General features: G+C 68.4%; 12 protein-coding genes. 4 read left to right on the forward strand and 8 right to left on the reverse strand.

Annotation, left to right across the window (positions count from 1 at the left end; translation table 11 throughout):
* The first annotated feature begins 121 nt into the window (after positions 1 to 121).
* Positions 122 to 2,179: a S9 family peptidase gene (locus B4589_RS03600; protein WP_079232989.1), complete on the forward strand. Its 2,058-nt coding sequence runs from the start codon at positions 122 to 124 to the stop codon at positions 2,177 to 2,179.
* A 104-nt stretch (positions 2,180 to 2,283) separates the two neighbouring features.
* Here the strand turns inward: B4589_RS03600 and B4589_RS03605 are convergent, their stop codons facing one another.
* Positions 2,284 to 3,210 (reverse strand): alpha/beta hydrolase, encoded by a 927-nt coding sequence (locus B4589_RS03605; RefSeq protein WP_079232990.1) that lies wholly within the window; start codon positions 3,208 to 3,210, stop codon positions 2,284 to 2,286.
* A gap of 76 nt (positions 3,211 to 3,286) precedes the next feature.
* On the opposite strand from B4589_RS03605, the gene B4589_RS03610 reads away from it, so the two are divergent.
* A complete protein-coding gene (locus tag B4589_RS03610) occupies positions 3,287 to 3,532 on the forward strand; it encodes a CopG family transcriptional regulator (protein ID WP_079232991.1) in 246 nt (81 codons plus the stop codon).
* A gap of 470 nt (positions 3,533 to 4,002) precedes the next feature.
* Here the strand turns inward: B4589_RS03610 and B4589_RS03615 are convergent, their stop codons facing one another.
* From B4589_RS03615 to B4589_RS03625, 3 genes are all read right to left on the reverse strand, one after another.
* A complete protein-coding gene (locus B4589_RS03615) occupies positions 4,003 to 6,171 on the reverse strand; it encodes a bacterio-opsin activator domain-containing protein (protein WP_143414258.1) in 2,169 nt (722 codons plus the stop codon).
* Between the two features lie 2 nt (positions 6,172 to 6,173).
* Positions 6,174 to 6,611 (reverse strand): response regulator, encoded by a 438-nt coding sequence (locus tag B4589_RS03620; protein ID WP_079232993.1) that lies wholly within the window; start codon positions 6,609 to 6,611, stop codon positions 6,174 to 6,176.
* A gap of 187 nt (positions 6,612 to 6,798) precedes the next feature.
* Complete coding sequence (locus B4589_RS03625) at positions 6,799 to 9,219, reverse strand: GAF domain-containing protein (protein ID WP_158081134.1); 2,421 nt, start codon at positions 9,217 to 9,219, stop codon at positions 6,799 to 6,801.
* Positions 9,220 to 9,511: 292 nt separating this feature from the next.
* On the opposite strand from B4589_RS03625, the gene katG reads away from it, so the two are divergent.
* Positions 9,512 to 11,671 (forward strand): catalase/peroxidase HPI, encoded by a 2,160-nt coding sequence (katG, locus tag B4589_RS03630; protein WP_079232995.1) that lies wholly within the window; start codon positions 9,512 to 9,514, stop codon positions 11,669 to 11,671.
* Between the two features lie 64 nt (positions 11,672 to 11,735).
* Here the strand turns inward: katG and B4589_RS03635 are convergent, their stop codons facing one another.
* The 3 genes from B4589_RS03635 to B4589_RS03645 form a co-directional block, all read right to left on the reverse strand.
* Positions 11,736 to 12,953 carry an MFS transporter gene (locus B4589_RS03635; protein WP_079232996.1) on the reverse strand — a complete coding sequence of 406 codons (1,218 nt, stop codon included), beginning with the start codon at positions 12,951 to 12,953 and terminating at the stop codon, positions 11,736 to 11,738.
* Positions 12,954 to 13,021: 68 nt separating this feature from the next.
* On the reverse strand, positions 13,022 to 15,856 hold the full coding sequence (locus B4589_RS03640) for a lamin tail domain-containing protein (RefSeq protein WP_079235155.1): 2,835 nt from the start codon (positions 15,854 to 15,856) through the stop codon (positions 13,022 to 13,024).
* Between the two features lie 252 nt (positions 15,857 to 16,108).
* Positions 16,109 to 17,491, reverse strand: coding sequence for a short-chain fatty acid transporter (locus tag B4589_RS03645; protein WP_255246141.1), 1,383 nt, complete (start codon positions 17,489 to 17,491; stop codon positions 16,109 to 16,111).
* A 163-nt stretch (positions 17,492 to 17,654) separates the two neighbouring features.
* Here B4589_RS03645 and B4589_RS03650 point away from each other — a divergent pair, with 163 nt between their 5' ends.
* Positions 17,655 to 18,185, forward strand: a complete 531-nt coding sequence (locus B4589_RS03650; RefSeq protein WP_079232998.1) for a hypothetical protein — start codon at positions 17,655 to 17,657, stop codon at positions 18,183 to 18,185.
* Here B4589_RS03650 and B4589_RS03655 read toward each other — a convergent pair whose 3' ends face one another.
* Positions 18,186 to 20,192, reverse strand: coding sequence for a S9 family peptidase (locus tag B4589_RS03655; protein ID WP_079232999.1), 2,007 nt, complete (start codon positions 20,190 to 20,192; stop codon positions 18,186 to 18,188).
* Positions 20,193 to 20,221: the final 29 nt, after the last annotated feature.

Here is a 20,221-nt window from a genome sequence, read left to right on the forward strand (position 1 = left end):
GTGACGGACTGCCGCGCCGGACGACTGATCGGCGCGGCGTCGGTCTGCCGCGACGAACCACTGAAGCCGACAGAACGGCCGCTGGGCGTACGTTTTTGGCGCCGCCACACACAGCGGGGCCATGGAGAAACTCACCCCCGAACGGTTCTACGACTTCTCGATCGCCTCCGGCGCCGCCGTCTCCCCGGACGGCGAGCGCGTGGCGTTCCTGGTCAGCGAGTTCGACGCCGAGGCGGACGACCGGCACACGTCGCTGTTCGTCGCGCCGACCGACGGCTCCACCGAACCGTACCGGCTCACCCGCGCCTCCAGCGCCTCTTCGCCGCAGTGGTCCCCCGACGGCGACCGCCTCGCGTTCGTCGCGGCCCGCGAGACCGACTCGGGCATCGCCGTCGAGAACGGCGTCGAAGTCGAGGAAGAGGACGAAGAGGAGGAGAACGAACCGGTCGGCGAGGGGCCCAAACCCCAGGTCTGGTCGTTCGACATGGCCCGCGGCGGCGACGCCCGCCAGCTCACCGACCGCGACTACGGCGTCGCGGAGTTCGACTGGGCGCCCGACGGCCAGCGACTCGTGATCGCCGCTCGCGACCCGACTGAGGAGGACGAGGAGTACCTCCAGCAACGGAACGAGGACGGTCCCATCGAGATCGACCGCCTCCAGCACAAAGGCGACGGCGCAGGCTGGATGGACGAAGTGACGTCGTACCTGTTCGTCGTCGACATCGAGAGCCGCGAGACGGTGCGGCTGGACAACGCCTACGACGACGAGGAGAAGGGGGACCGTCGCGGCCTCCAGCCCGCGTGGTCGCCCGACGGCGACCGGATCGCGTTCGTCGCCCAGCACGAGGAAGACCCCGACGACACCCACGTCCGGAACGTCTACACGATCCGCCCGGACGGCACGGGGTACGAGCAGCTGACCGACGCCGGGATGCGCGTCCAGCAGCCGCGCTGGTCCCCCGACGGGAGCCGGATCGCCCTCGGCGGCGGCGACCCGTACAACTGGTACAAGCCGACCGAAGCGTACGTGCTCGATGTCGAGAGCGGCGAGATCCGCTCAGTCTCGGCCTCCCTCGACCGCACGATCGCGTTCGGCGGCAACCCCCACTGGCTCGACGACGACACGCTCGTCGGCCTGTTCGGCGACAAGGGGAACACGCGGATGATCCGCCTCGACGCCGAGGCGGACGACCCCGAGCGCGCCTTCGTCGCGCAGGGACGCAGTCGTTCGGTCTCGGGGCTCTCCGTCGCCGACGACGGCAGCACGCTCGCGTTCCGGATGGACGACCCCGAGGAGGGCGCCGACATCTACGCGATGGGTCGTGAAGGGCTGAATGCGGAGAAAGGCGCCGAAGCCGACGAGGCGGGGCTCGCACGCGTCAGCGAGGTCAACACCGATCTGATTGACGAGCACCACGACTGCGTCAGGCTCTCGTGGGAGAACTCCGACGGCGTGACCATCCACGGGCTGGCGTACCTCCCGCCAGAGTTCGATCCCGAGGATCCCGAACCGCACCCCGTCGTCTCCTCGGTCCACGGCGGGCCGATGTCGTACGACTCGCCAGCCTTCGGCTTCGATCAGTTGTTCTGGACGAGCAACGACTACATAGTCCTGCGGACCAACTACCGTGGTTCGACCTCCTACGGCCAAGAGTTCGCCGAGCGCCTGCGTGGCACCCGGGGCGATCTGGAGGTCGACGACGTGGTCAGCGGCGTCGAACACCTCGTCGAGGAGGGGTGGGCCGACGAGGACCGCCTCTACCTCACGGGGTTCTCCTACGGCGGCGTCACCACCGCCGCGACGGTCACGAAATCCGACGTCTTCGCCGCCGCGGCCGCCGAGCACGGCATCTACGACTTCTACGCCACGTTCGGCACCGACGACAACCACCTGTGGCACGAGGACGAGTTCGGCCTGCCGTGGGAGAACGTCGAGACGTACCGCGAGATCTCCTCGATCACCGACGTGGGCGGCGTCGACACACCGCTGCTGATCACCGCGGGCGAGAACGACTGGCGCTGCCCGCCGACGCAAGCCGAACAGCTGTTCGTCTCGGTGCGCAAGCAGGGCGTCGACTCGCGGCTGGTGATCTACCCCGACGAACACCACAACATCGGCGACCCCGACCGCGCGATCCACCGGCTGGAGGAGCTGTCGGCCTGGTTCGCGGATCACTGAGCCGCGAGGCCCGCGGTTCGGTGATCGCTATCCCGGACCGTCGAGAATCGATATCTCAATATATGGTTTACTCGTTCGAGGACACGCGAAACGGGCAGATTTCGTCACGCACGCAGCGCCGAACGCAGATCCCGTCCCAGATCCTCGGCCACCCGCTCGGCGGCGTCGATCTCCATCGTCGCGAACCCGTGGACCTGCGCGGGGTAGTTCTCGTAGCGCACGTCGACGCCGTCGGCGAGCAGCTGCTCGGCGTACCCCTTGCCGGCGTCCCGGAGCGGATCGAACCCCGCCGTGATCACCGTCGCGGGTGCGACCTCCGAGAGGTCGTCAGCCCGCGCGGGGTCGGCGTAGGGGTTGCGCCGGTGGATCTCGCTGCCGTAGTAGCACTCGTCGAAGAAGCGTAGATCTGCCTCGTCGAGCACGATCCCCGCGTTCTGCTGCACCGACTCCTGGCTCTCCTCGACGCTGGTCGCGGGGTAGAGCAGCGCCTGGTGGGCCAGTTCGGGCCCGTCCCGCTCGGCGGCCATCAGTGCGACGACGGCGGCGAGGTTCGCGCCCGCGCTGTCGCCCGCAACAGCGAGTTCGTCCACGCCACCGAGGCGATCGGGGTTGGCGGCTGCCCACACCGTCGCTGCGTAGGCGTCCTCGACGGCCGCGGGAAACGGGTGTTCCGGCGCGAGCCGATAGGCGACCGAGAGCACCGCACAGCCGCTCTCGCGGGTCAACCGCCGGCAGAGCACGTCGTGGGTCTCCAGCCCGCCGATCACGAACCCGCCGCCGTGGAAGAACACGACCGTCGGGACCTCGCCAGCGTTCCGGGGTCGATAGCGCCGGACGCGGAGGTCGCCGGCGGGTCCAGGGATCGTGAGATCGGTCACGTCGCCGACTGCCGGAGGGTTCCGGGTCCCGTACTTGCCCGCGAGACGGGCGACGGGCCGGAGCAGTTTCAGCCCCAGTCGACTGTGGGGGAGCGAGAACCGCCGCCCGTCGAGTGCCGCCTTCGCCTGCGGGTCGATCTCGGCTGCCTGCACGACCTGGCTTTCACTCGGTGGCGGGATATAGCCATCGAGCGGAAAATACACACCGCTCCAGCGTAGAGGGTGGGATATGGCACAGATCGAAGTCGATCTCCCCGACCGCATCACCGGCGAACTCGACCGCCTCGTCGAGTCCGGCGAGTTCCTGAACCGCGAACGCGCCGTCGAGGACCTGCTCCAGCGCGGCGTCTCCGCGTACGACATCGAGGAAGAGCCCGCCGAAGAGCTCGACAGCGACCTGTTCACCCAGACCGTCGAGGACCAGCAGGATCCCGCGATGCAGGAGGGGAGTAACGAGGACGAACCGACGTTCTGACCGCTTCCACCGCTATCCGTGTTCTTCGAAACCCGTGGTCGACGCCCACAGTGTCGACCACGAGGATGCATCCCGATCCACGCCTCCGAGAGCGCGCCGAGTCCCCCCGACACGCACCACGCCGATCACTGCGCACGTTCCTGCGAACTCGAGCCCGAACGGGCCCGACATCCGCGTCTCGGTACTGGAACGGGACACACCTCAGTGTGGGGCCTAACCACTTTGGGCAGCGTACAGTCGCAACTAGCGGAACAGAAAGCAAGTAAGGAGGACCACGCCCGATGTGGGACGGGCGTTGGTGAAATCACGCCGACCGTTGGGATGTGGGGTGGGGGGGATGCCGGAATGCGTCGGCGTAACGGTCAGGTGTCCTCCTTACCGCATCCGGGGAGACGGGAGTGTCCACCATTTGGCTGGCGGCTATACTGACTGAATCGGAGGCAGGGGCGATACTATCAGTATAGCCCCGGTCAGTCGTCGGCCCCGTCGATGGGAGGGTCGGCGTCCTGTTCGAACAGCACCGTACAGAGTTTGCGCTGTGCCTCCCGGAGGTGGTGGCTGAACGTCGGCTGGGAGATCCCCATCGCGTCGGCGATCTCGGTGCCGGTGTGTTTGCGCGGTCGGTCGAAGAAGCCGCTGAAGTACGCCGTCCGTATCGCCTCGATCTGGCGGTCCGTCAGCGCCTCAGCCGCGGACGCCCGCTGCTGGGCGGCCGACGACTCGGACCGGTGGTGGGTGCGCTGTGCGACCAGCGACGCGCCGGGGTGGCGATCCCGGAACAGTTCGACGAACTCCCGGACGGCGGCGTCGCTTCCCAGCTCCGCTACCACCACCGCCTCGTCGTCGCCGGCACGGAGCTCGTGGGGCCGGGCGCCGTGCTCGACCATGGTTCGCTCGGGGCTGTCCGCCGTCAGTCCCATCCGGAACAGACAGACCGGATCGCCGTCGGCCTCGTACTCCGAGACCAGCCCGAACTCCCCGAGGGGGAGCCGTTCGGCGGCCCCGGACACCCCGTCGGCGGTGGCGCCGCGGACGGAGAGGAACCGACGCACGCCGCCGTCGGAGCGGAACACGAAGTTCTCGGCGACCAGCGAGCAGTCCAGATCGCGGGCGAGCTCGACGAACGGCATCTCGGTGTCGCCCACGTCGAACTCGAGCCGGATCACCTCCTGACCCACGAGCGCCTTCTTGCTCTCGGCGGCGTTGATGGCGTAGGCGATCGTGTCCGCGAGCTCGTCCAGCACTGCCTGCTCCAGGTCGCCGAACACGCCGGTCTGGTCGGCATAGACGTTGAGAACGCCGTACATCGCGTCCTCGTACACGAGCGGGATCGACGCCATCGCGTGGTACCCCCGGTCCAGCGCCGCGCGCTGCCAGCCATCGAACTCGCCGTCGTCGAGCACGTCGTTGACGACCTGTGGCTCCCGTTGCTCCGCGGCGCGCTCGACCGGTGATCCCGTCCCCGCGAGCGCCGCGATCCCGCGGTCGACTTCGTCGACGGGGTCGTGCTCCCCGCCCGCCAGCTCGCGGACGGAGATATCGCCGGTCGAGTGGTCGTGTTCGGCGATCCACGCCAGCCCGTAGGGGCCGGCGTCGGCCAACTGCTCGCAGACGACCGTCTCGATCTCCTGCCGGGTCGACGCCCGCACGAGCGCCCGCGAGATGCTGCGGATGATGTCGTTGATCCGGTTGAGTCGTTCGAGCGTGCGGTTCTGCTCCTCGAGCAGGCGCTCGCGCTCCTCGCGTTCGCGTTCGCGCTCGACGCGGTCGAGCGCGGCCTCGACGTTGCCCGCGACCGTCCCGACGAAGTCGAAGTCGGCCGAGCTGATCCCCCCGGACGCCGTCTCCCCGACGACGAGCACGCCGTGTCTGGCCATCGGGAACAGCGCCAGCTCGGAGAGCGGGTCGGGAGCCGCCTCGCCGTCGATCGTCGTGGGGTCGCCGCCCTCGGCGAACGCGCGCCAGCCCGCGCCGCCGTCGCTGGAGAGCAGCGCGTCCAGATCCAGCAGCTCGTCGGCGTCGGCCGTCCCCCCGGTGGTGCGGAGCGCGGCCGCCTCGTCGTCGTACAGCGCGACCGCCATCACGGGCAGGCCGAGCCGCTCCTGGGCGGCGGTCACGACGCGCTCGCTGACGGCCGTGGGCGACTCGGCGTCCATCAGCTCCCGCGTCAGCCTGTTGAGCGCCTCCAGTTGCTCGTGGCGGTGGGTGCGTTCACGCTCCTGGCGGTTCCGCTCGACGGCGTGGTGGATCGAGCGCACGAGCAGGTCGCTACTCACCTCGTTTTTCACGAGGTAGTCCTGGGCGCCCCGTTTGATCGCCTCGATCCCCACGCGCTCGTCCTGGAGCCCGGTGAGCACGATCACCGGAACCAGCTCGGCGACGTCGATGATCGACGTGAGCGTCTCCAGCCCGCTGCTGTCGGGGAGCCCCAGGTCGAGCAGCACCACGTCGACGTCGCTCTCGTCGAGGCGGTCGGCGCCGTCCTCCAGCGTGGTCTCGTTGTGGATCCGCAAGCCGGACGACGCCCCGAGGTCGACGCGTTCGAGCAGCGTCTCGGCGTCGCGGAGCATCTCCTCGATCAGCCGCGCGTCGCCGGGGTTGTCCTCGATCAGGAGTAGCTCTAACGCCTCGCTCGACACGGTCACCCCCCCTCCGACGGCAGCTGTGCGGTCGAGAGCCAGAACGACTCGAACCGACGGATCGTCTCGATGAACTCCTCGGGCGCGACGGGCTTGGTGAGGTAGGCGTTCGCCGAGAGCTCGTAGGATCGGGCGACGTCCTCGTCGGTGTCGGAGCTGGTCAGCACGATCACCGGCGGCGTCGGCAGCGACGGGTCCTCCTGGATCGCTTCGAGCACCTCCTCCCCGCCCTTTCGGGGGAGGTTGAGATCGAGCAGGATCACGTCCGGCGTGGCCGTCCCGGCGTACTCGTCCGTCCCCGAGAGGAACGAGAGCGCCTCGACGCCGTCGTTGACGACGTGGAGCTGGATGTCGGTCCCCGCCTCGTCGAGCGCCTCCTCGGTGAGACGGACGTCCCCGGGGTTGTCCTCGACCAGCAGCACGTCCGGCGTCTCGGTCATCGTCCACCCGGGAACGTGCTCACGTTCCGATCCGTCGAGAGCGTCCGCTGTCGACGGGCCGTCTGCCGACGCATCTGGTCCCGTCCCTCCTCGGGACCGACGAGTTCCCCCATTCTCAGCGGGCGTAAGTGTTCCTCCCGTAAACTTCTGTCCCCGCCGAACGTTGTCACCCGGAAAACCGACAGTGTCAATCGTTCGCGGACTCCTCGAACAGCGTTCCGAACACCGACCGCTCGGCCGCGCGTAAGTGTTGGGAGAACGTGGGCGGCGAGATATCGAGCAGTTCGGCCACCCCCTCACCGGAGGTCCCGCGGGGCCACTCGAAGTAGCCGGCGTGGTAGGCGGTCCGCAGCACCTCCACGCGTCGGTCCGTGAGCTCCTCGAGCGCGACGTCGTCGTCCGACAGCGCCTTCGGCTGGGTCGTGGAGACTTCCTGTTTGGAGACCAGCGTCGCGTCGCCGTACTGCTCGCGGACGGTGTCGAGCAGTTCGTGCACGTCGACGTCGTGGGGGAGCTGCATGCGGACGTGCAGGTCGCCGTCCGTGACGGTCGCCTCGACGAACCGCCCGCCGGCCGCGCCGATCGCCGAGAGCAGCGGCGGCGACGCGAGCAACGCCTCGAAGGAGGCGCCGCGTTCGGACTCCCGCACGTCGAGCAGTTCCACCCAGCTGGGGTGGTGGTCGACCAGCGCCCCGACGAGATCGATCCCGTCGCAGTCGCCCGTTCCGAACACGATGTACTCGCCACCCTCCCGGGGGACGACGGCGTCGATGCGGAGCTCGTACCCCGACGGGGGTTCGGCATCGAGCTCGTCGAGCGCGTCCGAGACGCGGAACTCGAGATCGACTACGGCGTCGGCCAGCAGCACCTGCCGACGGTCGATCGCCGCGATGGCGTGGCCCACGATCTTCCCGAGCAGCCCCACCACGTCGTACTCCTCGCCAGTGAACGCGTCGAGACGGTCGGTGTAGACGTTCAACACGCCGTAGACGGTCCCCTCGTGGGCGATCGGGATCGCGGCCGAGGACCGATACCCGTGCCTGTCGACGCTGTCCTGCCACGGCCCGTACTCGGGGTCCGTCGCGACGTTGTGCACCGTCTGGACCTCGCCGGTTCGGAACGCCCAGCCGGTCGGCCCTTCGGCCTCCGAATCGTCGGGATCGACCGAGATCGTCACATCGTCGGAGTAGTTCTCGACGCCCGCCTCGGCGCGTGATTCGACGGTCTGGCTCCCGGGGTCCGCCTCGCCGATCCACGCGAACATGTAGGAGTCCGTCGCCGCGATCGCCTCGCAGGTCCGGCGCTCGATCTCGGCCCGCGTCGGCTGGGAGACCGCCACGTCCGCGACCGTCTGGACGACGCGGTTGAGTTCGTCGAGCGCGGCGAGCCGTTCGACGTAGCGTCGCCGCTCGAGCTCGGCGCCGATCCACACTGCGAGGTGTTCCACGAACGCGACCTGCCAGTCGGTGAACGGGTCGTTCCGTGGGTCGGTGTCGTAGAAGCAGAACGTCCCCGTCACGTCGCCGTCGACGGTCACGGGCGCGCCGAGGTAGCACCGCGTCCCCAGTTCGACGTTGCCCGTGCGCTCGGCGAGCTCGGGCGCCTCGAGGCGGAGATCGTCGACCGCCAGCGTCTCTCCCGACTCGACCACGCGCTCGCAGTTGGTGGCCTCGAGCGGGACGGTGTCACCCTGACTCACGCCGGCGTCGGAGGGGACGATCACGGTGTCGAAGCGGTACTCGTCGCCGTCGATCCGGGAGACCGTGGCGAAGTCCGTGCCGACGGCTTCGCGGACGACGTCGAGCAGCGCCTCGGTTTTCTCGTCGAGATCGCGGTCCGCGTCGGTGATGATCTCGGTCGCGCGCCGGAGTGCCCGTTCCCGGCGTTTGCGCTCGGTCACGTCGCGGATCACGCCGGTGAACCGCTGCTCCCCGGTGGTCGTGTGAGCCGCCAGCGAGACGCTGAGGTCAACCCGCTCGCCGTCCTTCCGGACGCCGGGGAACTCGATGCCGCGCCACTCCATCGTGCGCTCGCCGGTGTCGAGGTATCGGTCGACGGCGGCCTGGTGGCGCTGCTCCTGCTCGTCAGGCATCAACAGGCCGATCGACTCGCCGACCAGCTCCGAGGGCGCGTAGCCGAACACGTCCATCGTGGCGCTGTTCGCCCGGCGGATGGTGCTGTCGGCGTCGATAGTCACCACCGCGTCGGTGACGGTCTCCGCGACCGTCCACTGTGGCTCCGGAGTGAACTCCCGATCGTCAGCGATCTCGCGGGCACAGACGGTGACGCCGTCGTCGCCGGGGTAGATCCGCATCGCGAACCGCTCCCCGGCCGCCGTCAGCGACTGTTCGACTCTGACCGGCTGCTCCCGCTCGATCGCCTCGAGACAGCGGTCCTGGAACCCCGCGCCCGCAAGCTCGGGCAGGACGACCCAGATCGACCGGCCGATAACGTTCCTGTCCTCAAGATCGAACGCCGCGGCCGTCGCGTCGTCGACGTACGTGAACTGCCAGTCCGGGTCGAGCGCGAAAACCGCGTCGGTGATCCGACCGTGGACAACTGTCGGCGGTCCGGTGTCGTTTCCCCCGTCACCCCCCCGAGAATCCATCGTAGCGGAACACGACGGGTCGGCGTAAAGTATCTTCCGGAGGGGACGATCACGCGCCACGAACGGCCACGAAACGTGGTTGCAACCAGTGTGAACGCGACGAGGTCGACCGCGTTTCGAGCCGCATTGGCGAACCGACGTGGTGCGATCGGCAACAGACGCATGGTTCGTCAGCAACATAGTTTCTCGAAAGTGGAATTCTACTTTCTATTGGGAAGATATTATTCCCGTTATCCGAACACCGCCCCCGAGTTGGACAACCTTAATACACGTTAGCAGCATGCTGTAGGTGATGGCTAAGACCAACCAGGAGTGGTGGCCGGAGATGTTGAACGTCGACATCCTCGACGACAACGCGGCCGACGTCAGCCCGTACGACGAGGATTTCGACTACGCCGAGGCGTTCCAGGATCTCGACTACGAGCAACTGAAAGAGGACATCCGGGACGTGATGACGACGTCCCAGGACTGGTGGCCGGCCGACTACGGCCACTACGGGCCGCTGTTCATCCGGATGGCCTGGCACAGCGCCGGAACGTACCGAACCGACGACGGCCGCGCCGGCGCCTCCGGCGGGCTCCAGCGCCTCCCGCCGGAGAGCAGCTGGCCGGACAACGTCAACCTCGACAAGGCACGCCGCCTGCTCCAGCCGGTCAAGCAGAAGTACGGCCGGAAGCTCTCGTGGGGCGACCTGATCGTCCTCGCCGGGAACGTCGCCCTGGAGTCGATGGGGTTCGAGACGTTCGGCTTCGCCGGCGGCCGCGAGGACGAGTTCAAGTCCAACGAGGCGACCGTGTGGGGCCCGGAGAACGAGTGGGAGACGACCTCGCCCGAGCGCTTCGAGGACGGGGAGGTGGGCAACCTGAAGGATCCGCTCGCGAACACCGTGATGGGCCTCATCTACGTCAACCCCGAGGGCCCGTACGGCGAGCCCGACGTCGAGGGCTCCGCGGCGAACATCCGCGAGGAGTTCACCCGCATGGCGATGGAGGACGAGGAGACGGTCGCGCTCATCGCCGGCGGCCACACGTTCGGGAAAGTCCACGGCGCCGACGACCCCGACGAGCACATGGGGCCCGAGCCCGAGGCGGCACCCGTCGAGGAGCAGGGGCTCGGCTGGGAGAACAGCCTCGGTGAGGGCGTCGGCACGGACGTCATCACGAGCGGTATCGAAGGTCCCTGGAACGCCACGCCGACTCAGTGGGACATGGGGTACATCGACAACCTCCTGAACCACGACTGGACCTCGGTCAAGGGTCCGGGCGGTGCGTGGCAGTGGCGGCCGGTCGGCGACGACGTCGACGATGCGCCGGAGCCCCACGGCGACGATACGGAGGAGCCGATGATGCTGACGACCGACGTGGCGCTGAAACACGACGACGACTACCGCGAGGTGCTCGAGCGCTTCCAGGAGAACCCCGACGAGTTCCAGGCGGCGTTCGCGCGGGCGTGGTACAAGCTCCTCCACCGCGACATGGGCCCGCCCGAGCGGTACTTCGGCCCCGAAGTGCCCGAGGAGACGTTCGTCTGGCAGGACCCGATCCCGGACGCCGACTACGAGTTCGTCGGCGAGGAGGAGATCGAGGAGCTGGAAGCCGAGATCCTCGACTCCGACCTCTCCCGCTCCCAGCTGATCAAGACCGCGTGGGCGTCGGCGTCGACGTACCGCGACAGCGACAAGCGCGGCGGCGCCAACGGCGCCCGCGTCCGGCTCGAACCCCAGCGGAGCTGGGAGGTCAACGAGCCAGAGGAGCTGGAGACGGCGCTCTCGACGCTCGAGGGGATCCAGCAGGAGTTCAACAGTTCGCGCTCGGACGACGTGCGCGTCTCGCTGGCCGACCTGATCGTGCTGGGCGGCAACGCGGCCGTCGAGCAGGCCGCGGCCGCCGCCGGCTACGACGTCGAGGTACCGTTCGAACCGGGCCGCACCGACGCGACCGAGGAGCAGACCGACGCCGAGGCCTTCGAACACCTCGAACCGAAGGTCGACGGGTTCCGGAACTACCTCGGGAGCGGCGACTACGACGACATGTACGACTCGCCCGAGGAGCGCATGGTCGACAAGGCCGAGCTGCTGAACCTCACGGTGCCGGACATGACGGCGCTGGTCGGCGGCATGCGCGCGCTGGGCGCGACGTACGGCGACGCCGACCGCGGCGTGTTCACTGACGATCCCGGCACGCTGACCAACGACTTCTTCGAGACCCTGCTCGACATGGAGTACGAGTGGGTGTCCGTCGACGAGGACGACGAGGTGTTCGAGGTGCGCGACCGCGAGACCGGCGAGGTCGAGTGGGAGGCGACCCGGCTCGACCTCATCTTCGGCTCGAACGCCCGCCTGCGCGCCACCGCCGACGTCTACGGCGCCGCGGACGGCGAAGAGGAGCTGGTCGAGGACTTCGTCGACGCCTGGACGACGGTCATGCGGAACGACCGCTTCGACCTGGAGTAACGAACTCCCGCCGCTCTGCGGTTCTCTCTCCCTCTTTTCGACGACCCAGTAGCCGTGCCGCTGACTACGCTCGCCGGCCGGCCATCCGGACCGCGCCCGCACCAACCAACGCCGCCACGCCCGCGACCAGGAACGCCGGCTCGTAGGTGCCCAGCCGGTCGTACGTCGCCCCCGCCGCGACGGGCGCGATCAGCCCGGCGACGGCAAAGGCCATCGACGCCAGCCCGAACACGGCGTTGATCTGCTCGTGGCCGAACAGTTCGGCGATCAGCGGCGAGAGCAGGGCGCCGTTGCCGCCGTACGCCACGCCGAAGGCGATCGCGAACGCGACGACCCCCGCCGGCGACGACGCGAGCGCCAGCCAGAGCGTCGCCAGCCCCATCACGGCCGAGCAGGCGACGAACACCCGGACCCGGCCGACCGTGTCGGCGGCGTGGCCGACGGCGACGCGGCCGAGCGCGCTGGTCAGTCCCACGAGCGCCAGCGCCCACACCCCAACACTGGCCGGGAGGCCGACCCCCTCCGCGTAGAGGACGAGGTGGCCGAGCACCGCGTACAGCGAGCCGTAGATCAGCACCCAGCCGAGCCAGAGGAAGCCGAACGCCGGCGTGCGGGCGATCGAGCGCACGGCCGCGAACTGCTCGCGGAGCGGCCGTCGGTTCGGCGTCGGTAGCGCGCCGGCGAACTCCCCGGGCGGCGGGTCGACGCCCGCGGAGCCGGGGTCGTCGCGGACGAGCAGCGTCGCGAGCAGGAGGAACGCGCCGGCGACCGCCGCCAGCACGACCAGCACGTCGCGCCAGCCGAGTTCGGCGATCAGCCACGCTGCCGAGGGGACGACGACGAACATCCCGATCCCCAGCCCGGCCGAGGAGAGCCCGCCAGCGAGGCCGAGCCGTCGGTCGAACCACCGCGTGACGGTGGCGTAGGCGACGACGTACACGATGCTCAGTCCGACGCCCGTCACGACGCCGTAGGTCAGGATCAGCACCGCGAGGCTCTCCGCCCGGCTCGCCGCCGCCAGCCCGCCCGCGGTCAGGAGCGCGCCGACGGCGAGCATCCGACGGGTGCCGTAGCGGTCGATCAGCACGCCCAGGCCGCTGGCGCCGACGTAGATGGCGACCGTCTGGACGCCGAACGCGAGCGAACTCGGCCCGCGCGCGCCGCCGAACGCGTCGACGATCCGTTCGAGGAACACGCCGAAGGAGTAGCTCAGACCGAAGACGACGAACGTGCCGAGAAACGAGGCCGCGACGACTGCCCAGCCGTAGTAGGGGCGGCGCATCGGTAGCGAGCTATCCCGCCGAAAAGAAAACGGTTCGGGGCCGAGCCGCCCCGGGAACCAGCGGGCCGTCAGTAGCTGTAACTGTCGACCGTCTCGCCGTCGGCGTCGACGAGCGTCGCCGTGTCGCCATCACCGTTCCAGACGTACCCTTCGTCCCAGTTGAACGAGTAGTCGGCGGCAGGTGCCTCGTTCGCGCCGGTCTGGTTCGTCGTGACGACGGCGGTCTCGCCCGCAGCAAGCGTCGACGACGGGAAAGTGAACGTTTTACTCGTCTCGTCGGAGAGCGTCCAGCCACCGACGTCGACCGGGGAGGAGCCAGTGTTCTCGATCAGGACGTACTCGGCACTGTCGTCGAGTTCGGTTATCTCGACGCTCGGAGTCGCGCCGTCGTCGTTCCCACCGTCGGTCGACGCCGAGAACGGCGTGAACAGCTCGGTCCCGCCGGCGAAGTTCGAGGTCGCCGGGTTGCTCGCGCCGCCGAGGTTGCTGTCCGCGTCGGTGACCGCCGTCGTCGTGAAGCCGACGTCGGCGTCGAGATCGGCGAGCAGCGGGTCGAAGTTGCCCAGCGCGTCGGTGTCGGCGGCGCTCCCCAGGAGAACGACCGCGCCGCCGGCGTCCGCGAACGTCGCGATCCGGTCGCGCTCGTCCGCGGAGAGTTCGTCCGTCGGCGTCGAGACGACGAGCGCGCTCGCGGCCCGGTCGTCGCCGTCGAGCAGCGCGGGCCCGTTGTCGTCCAGCAGGTCGTTAGTGGGCTGGAACGCGATCGAGTCGAGCGCGGCCGTGGACTGGCCTTCGAGGTAGCGCTGGTAGTAGGCGGCGTCCTCGGCGGCGATCGAGAAGCCGGCGTTGAACTGGCCGTGCCCGCCGTCGATCAGCACCCGGCCGTCGATGCCGCCCGCGAGACGGTCGATCACGTTGGTCAGGAACGGGTACTGGCCGTAGCCGTCGATGCCGGGGCCGCCCTCGCCCGACTCGAACCCTTCGTCGACGATCGGGCCGCCGAGGACGGCGACGCCGGCGTCGTCGTCGAGCGCGACGAGCGGGTCGTCGCCCTCGGAGGAGACGACGGTCGTGCCTCCGGAGACCGCGACCGGTTCCGGGAAGAACAGCGAGTCGACCGCCGAGTCGTCGGATTCGGGCACCGCGCTCGGGTCCGAGATTGACCAGAGGTTCTGGCCGGCGTCGCGCGCGGCCCGCTCGTGGTCCCAGTAGGCGTCGTGCTCGCCGAAGCCCGAGGAGTAGAGGCGCGCGTACCCGTCCTCGATCAGGCGTTCGTTGTACACGTCGCCGTTCGGGAGTTCGAGGTAGCCGAGCACGCGCCCGTAGTTCCCGCGGAGCGGCTCGTTGTCGTCGAACGAGAGCGTGACCGTCTCGTCGGCCAGCAGGTCCTCTGCGTACGCCGAGGCGGCGTCGGCTTCGTCCCGCAGGGTCTCGCCGTCGGTGATCCCCTCGAACTCCTCGATTCGTTCCTCCGTGCTGCCGGTCTCGGGGGTGTCGACGCCGAGAATCCGGACCTCATCGACGTAACCGTTGGCGAATCGCACGTCCGCGGTGTCGCCGTCGGTGACCGAGACAACGTCTACCTCGTACTGCTGGCCTTTCTCCAAGTCGGGCGGCACGATCCCGGTTCGGTCGGCGAAGTAGTCGAACGCGTCCGCGTTGAAGCGATCGGTCGTCGGGACGTACCCGATCCCGTCGTTGTTCTGCTCGTCGATTACCTGATCGTCGTTGAACCGGAAACCGAGCCCCAACGACGACGCGATCTCGTTGAGGTTGTCCGTCGCATCGAAGTTATCGAAGTCAGACTGGTCGAACAGGAGTAGCGCGCCGCCGTCGTCGACGAACGACCCGAGCGCGTCGAGTTCCGGCTGCGTGAATGCGTCTGACGGCGAGGTAATGATCGCCGCGTCGGCGTCGGGCAGCGCACCCGTGAGGTCGGTCGTTGCGTCGGTCTCGTATCCGTTGGACCCCGCGTAGCCGAGGAACTGCGAGAAGCTGTTGCTGTCGTAGAACTGGCCGTGGCCGTCGTCGAACGCCACCGCCGGTCCGTCGGCCTCCGCGTCGAGGACGTTCAGCACGAACTCCTCGTTGCCGCTGCCGAACTCAGTGCCGTTCTGGACGATCGGGGCGCCGAAGCCGACGACGCCGCCGTCGCTGCTGACCAGCGGGATGTCGGCGTCGTCGGGGTAGAACACGGCGTCTCCGTTGCCGTCCTGGTCTTCGTTAGTCGCCGTCTCGGCCGTCCAGACTGCGACCAGCGACTCGTCAGTCAGCGGCTCCTCATCCGCATTCAGTTGGCTCGCCGTCGAGTCGAACACCAGCGAGTCAATCGGCTCCTCCGGTGCGGACTCCCCGTCTTCGGAGTCGTCCTCCTCGTCCTCGCCACCCGTCGGTCGCTCCTCGGCCCCGTGGATCGTCAGGTCCGCGTCGTAGCTGTCGGTCGAAACCTCGCTCGTGTCGAGATACACACCCAGCGAGAGGGAGTCGCCCACGTCGACCTGGATCGCGTTCGCCTCCGAGAACGGCGTCGACCGGTCGCCGTCGACGTAGAGGTAGAACGCGTCGTCTTCGAACGCCGCAGCCTCCGCAGTCGTCCAGATGTACGCCGGGTTCGTCCCCTGGTTCTGCAGCCGGAGCGTCCCGTCGAACGTGTACGTCGACCCGGTCGTGACCCCGGAGCCGTTCCCGTTGTCGCCGAAATCGAGGACGACCTCGCCGCCGCTCTGGTCGACGTACTCCCCGTGCTGGTCGCCCGGCCGGAGCGACAGGTAGCCGCCCGCGTCGCCGGCGACGTTGATCTCCGCCCGCCGATTCGCCTCGACAGTCGAGAACGCGCCCGATCCGAGAGCCATGCTCGTTCCCGCCGCCGCACCGAACCCGATGAGTAGGTTACGCCGTTTCATTGGTGTCTCCCCGAACTGGTCGCCACGACCGCTCAGGATACCGTCGACGGTCCGTACGGAACCGTCAACGTAGCTGACATTCAGCAATGTTCTTGTATAAAACTGGCTATTATCAGTCGATTCTACACATATATATGGATCATTTCGGTACGTACCCTCTCGTTCGGTAACAGTATCCCGCCACCAGTCGACGGCGGGCGTTCGACCATGGCGAAGGGGAGAACGGCCAGAGAGAACTGGCCGCAGCCGTGATTAGTACGGCACCGCCCACAGCACGATCGCGAGGAACGGGATCAGCGCCAGCAGCATCGCGATCGCGTAGCCGAACATCTCTCGCGCTTTCACGCCGGTGATCGCCAGCAGCGGCAGCGCCCAGAACGGGTTCAGCAGGTTCGTGTGGGCGTCGCCGACCGCGTAGGCGATCGTCGCCTGCCCGTAGGGAACGCCGAGATCCTGTGCGGCCTGCAGCACCGAGGGGCCGACGACCAGCCACTCGCCGCCGCCGGAGGGGACGAACAGGTTCGCGATCGCGCCCGTGATCCACGCGACCACAGGGTAGGTCGCGGCGGTAGAGACGCTGAGCAGCGCCTCCGCGAGCAGCGTCGCCAGCCCCGCGCCGCTCATGATCCCCTGGATGCCGGCGAAGAAGGGGAACAGCAGCACGATGCCCGCGGCGGCGCCGGCGGCGTCGTTGAACCGCTCGCGGTAGTACGCCGGGCGCTGGTAGATCAGGAGACCGGCCATCAGGAAGCCGAAGTTGACGGCGTTGAGCGTGAACGCGCCCATCCCGTTCTGGAGGAACTGCAGCGCCAGGATCACCACGCCCGACAGCGCGATCAGCCCGCCGAGCACGCGGCTGTTGTTCAGGCGCTCGGCAGGCGTCTTGCCCGTCTCGGCCGACAGCTCCTCCTCGGTCGCGGCCTCGGCGACGTCGCTGTCGGCCGCGTCGTCGTCGTCGAACAGCTCCTCCTCGTCGACGTACTCGGTGATCCCCTTCGCGCGCTCACCCGAGGGGGCGAGCACGTAGAGCACGATGGTCCCGAAGATGATCGAGAGGATCGTGAGCGTGATCGCGTAAGGGTGGAAGATGGTCTCGGCCGCCGGCACCGTCGACTCGAGGAAGCCGAACCCGGTCCCCTCACCGATGTTACCCGCGTCGGTCAGCTGCAGCGGCGCCGACGCGGAGAGCCCCCAGTGCCACGTCAGCCCGAGCCCCATGTACCCCCCGACCGCGAGCAGCGGGTAGTGGACGTCGATGTCCTCCTCGTGGGCGGCCTTCCCCATCTCGCGGGCGAAGATAGCGCCCATGATGAGGCTGAACCCCCAGTGAATCCAGGCGAGCGACATCGAGATCAGCCCTACGAACGCCGCGGCCTGTGCGCCGGTCGCCGGCACTCGGGCGAGCCGCTGGAGCAGGCTGTTCACCCGCGGGTGGTAGGCGATCACGAACCCGGTCATCAGGATCAGCACCATCTGCATCGAGAAGGCAAGGAACGCCCAGAACCCGTCGTACCAGTACTGGAGCAGGTCGACGGGGCTCGATCCGTTCACCAATCCTGCGACGAACACGATGTACGTGAGCAGAATGGCGAACACGAACGGGCTCGGCATCCACCGCTCGACGATCTCGGACATCCGGAACCCGATGCGTTCGATCATCCCGCCGTTGCTGTCACTTGTGGACATACACCATCCCGCGTCGATTGGCGGATATAAATAGTTCCGGATGGGGACGTTTGTGTACCGGATACTGTCACCGCTCGAACAATTCATGTCGAAGAACCGCCTATTCGGTGGCATGTACGACGTCCTCGGAGGGCTGCGCGACTTCCGTACCCGATCACGCCTCGTCTACGGGCTGATGGCTGCCTCGTTCCTGGCAGCGCTGGCCTCGGCGTTCCTGCTCCCCGGCCAGGTCGGGGTGGTTTCGTTCGTCGCCTTCCTCAACTTCACCGCCGGCCTCTGGATCGCGCAGTCGATCCACGCGCTGGGGCACACGGTTGCGGGGGCGCCCGAGCCGGCCCCGGAGGAGGCGGTCGAACTCGGGCCGGGGCTGTTCGAGGAGATCGCGTGGGAGCGGTTCCTCCGCATCGGCGTCGTGCTCGCCGCCGCGGCGACAGTGTTCGTGTTCACCGCGAGCGAGGTTCTCTCGCCGGAGATCTCGGTGGTCGCCGTCGGTGCGATCGGCGCGATCGTGCTGCTGGCGGCGATGCTCGGGTTCCTGATCGCCGCGGCGTCGACGCTCGATCACGAGGGCGACGGCGTGTCGGCGACGACGGTCACCGCTCGGAACGGCGACGACGAGGCGGCGGCGGCCGAGGAGCGCTAGCTACTCCGCGGGCGCGGTCGTCGCCTCGGGCAGCCGGCGCTTGAGGAAGTCGTCCAGCGTGCGCAGCATCCGGATCTTCTGGTCGATATCCGAGGAGGCGTGACCCTCCTCGCCGAGTTCCACGTACTCGTAATCCCCGGCGGCTTCGCTCCCTCCCGGAGACGCCGCGGGCGTCTCCCCCTCACCCTCCTCGAACCCGGCTTCCTCCAGCGCGTCCCGGAAGATCCGGGCCTGCGAGACGGGGACGCGGCGGTCGTTGACGCCGTGGACCATCAGCAGCGGCGCCGCGAGGTTCTCGACGTGGGTGACCGGCGAGCGCTCGCGGTAGAGCTCGGGGTTCTCCTCGGGCGTCCCGAGGTACTTCTCCATGAGTTCGGTCCGGAAGTGGGGCATCGTGTTCTCGAACATGTCCTCCAGGTCGGTCACGCCGATCCACGCGATCCCCGCCGCGTACAGCTCTGGGTACTGGACCATCTGCCAGTACGCCGAGTAGCCGCCGTAGGAGCCGCCGAACACGACGACGCGGTCCTCGTCGATCCACTCCTCCGCGGTGACGTGGCGGACCGCCTCGGCGATGTCCGCCTGCTCGCCGCCGCCCCAGTCGTCGTAGAGGCGCTCGACGAACTCCCGGCCGCGGCCCGTGGAGCCCCGGTAGTTCACCTTCAGCACCGAGTAGCCCCTGGAGAGCAGGAACTGGGTGTACATGTCGAACGACTTGTAGTCCGCGGCGCGGGGGCCGCCGTGGGGGTTGACCACCAGCGGCGACGGCCGCTCGCCGGAGTCGTACAGCAGCGCGCCGATCTCGAGGCCGTCGTGGCTCTCGAACGTGAAGTAGTCGGCGTCGACGAAGCGGCCGGGGTCGAACTCGCCGTAGTCGGCGGCCAGCAGGGTCTCGGTTTCACCGGACTCGAGGTCGTGAGCCAGCAGGTCCGGGCGGCTGTCGGTAGTGGTGTGGCGCACGAGCACGCGATCGCCGTCGAGGATCGGCGCACGCGCGCCGGAGAACGCGGCGACGCCCTCGGGGACGTCGAGTTCGCGGCCCTTCCCGGTCTCGAGGTCGTACACCAGCGGCACGACGGCGGCGTCCCGAGTCCGGAGCGCGAGGAACCGCTCGCCGTCGGGGGTGAACGCGACCGGGCTCTCCTCGGCGTCCAGGTCGCCGAACCACTCCACTTCGTCCGTCTCCAGGTCGTAGACGCCACAGCGCGAGAAGTTCTCGGTGTTGTCCGAGACCAGCAGGCGCTCGCCGTCGGGGCCCCAGTCCGCGAAGCCGGCTTCGGCGCCGACCTCGCCGATTTCGAGGTTCCGCGGGTTCGAGCCGTCGGCGTCATCAGGACTCGCAGAGTCCTGATTGGCTAACGAGACGCTTCGCGTCTCGTCAACATCATCAGAAATCGGAGATTTCTGATTGGCAGACGAGAATCGAAGATTCTCGTCAACGTCGGCGACGTACACGTCCTGATTGTTGTAGTCGTCGGCTTCGTTCGTTGCGTACGCCAGCCGATCCACGCCCGGCGAGAAGCCACCGCTGGCGGTCGCGCGGTCGTACTCCGTGAGCTTCGACACCTCGCCGGAAGGCAGGTCGTACGCGAAGAGGTTCATCTGGCCGTCGCGGTTCGACCCCAGGAGGAGCGTCTCACCGTCGTCAGCCACGTCGACCAGTGCGGTCTGCCCGTCGAGGTCGGTGAGCTGTTCGACCTCGCCCTCACGCTCGCCCCGGACGCCGATGCGATAGACGTCGTTCTGCTCGTTGCCGCCCTCGTCGTCGTGGAAGTACACCCAGTCGCCGTCCGCGCTCCAGTCGACGTGCCAACGGGCGTTACGCGGCACCTCGCCGTCGCTGATCTGGCGCAGGTCGCCGCTCTCCACGTCGAGGACGTGGAGTTCGTTGCGTCCGGTTACGTCGTAGTACAGCGCCACGCGGTCGCCTCCGGGGGCGGCGACGGCGTGCTGGAAGCTGGGAAGGCTCGCGAGTCGTTCGAGGAAGTCGGGGCCCGTGTCTGGCATCGTCTGACAGTTCTCCCCGTCCGACAAAA

This window comes from Halolamina sp. CBA1230, assembly GCF_002025255.2.
GTDB lineage: Archaea > Halobacteriota > Halobacteria > Halobacteriales > Haloferacaceae > Halolamina.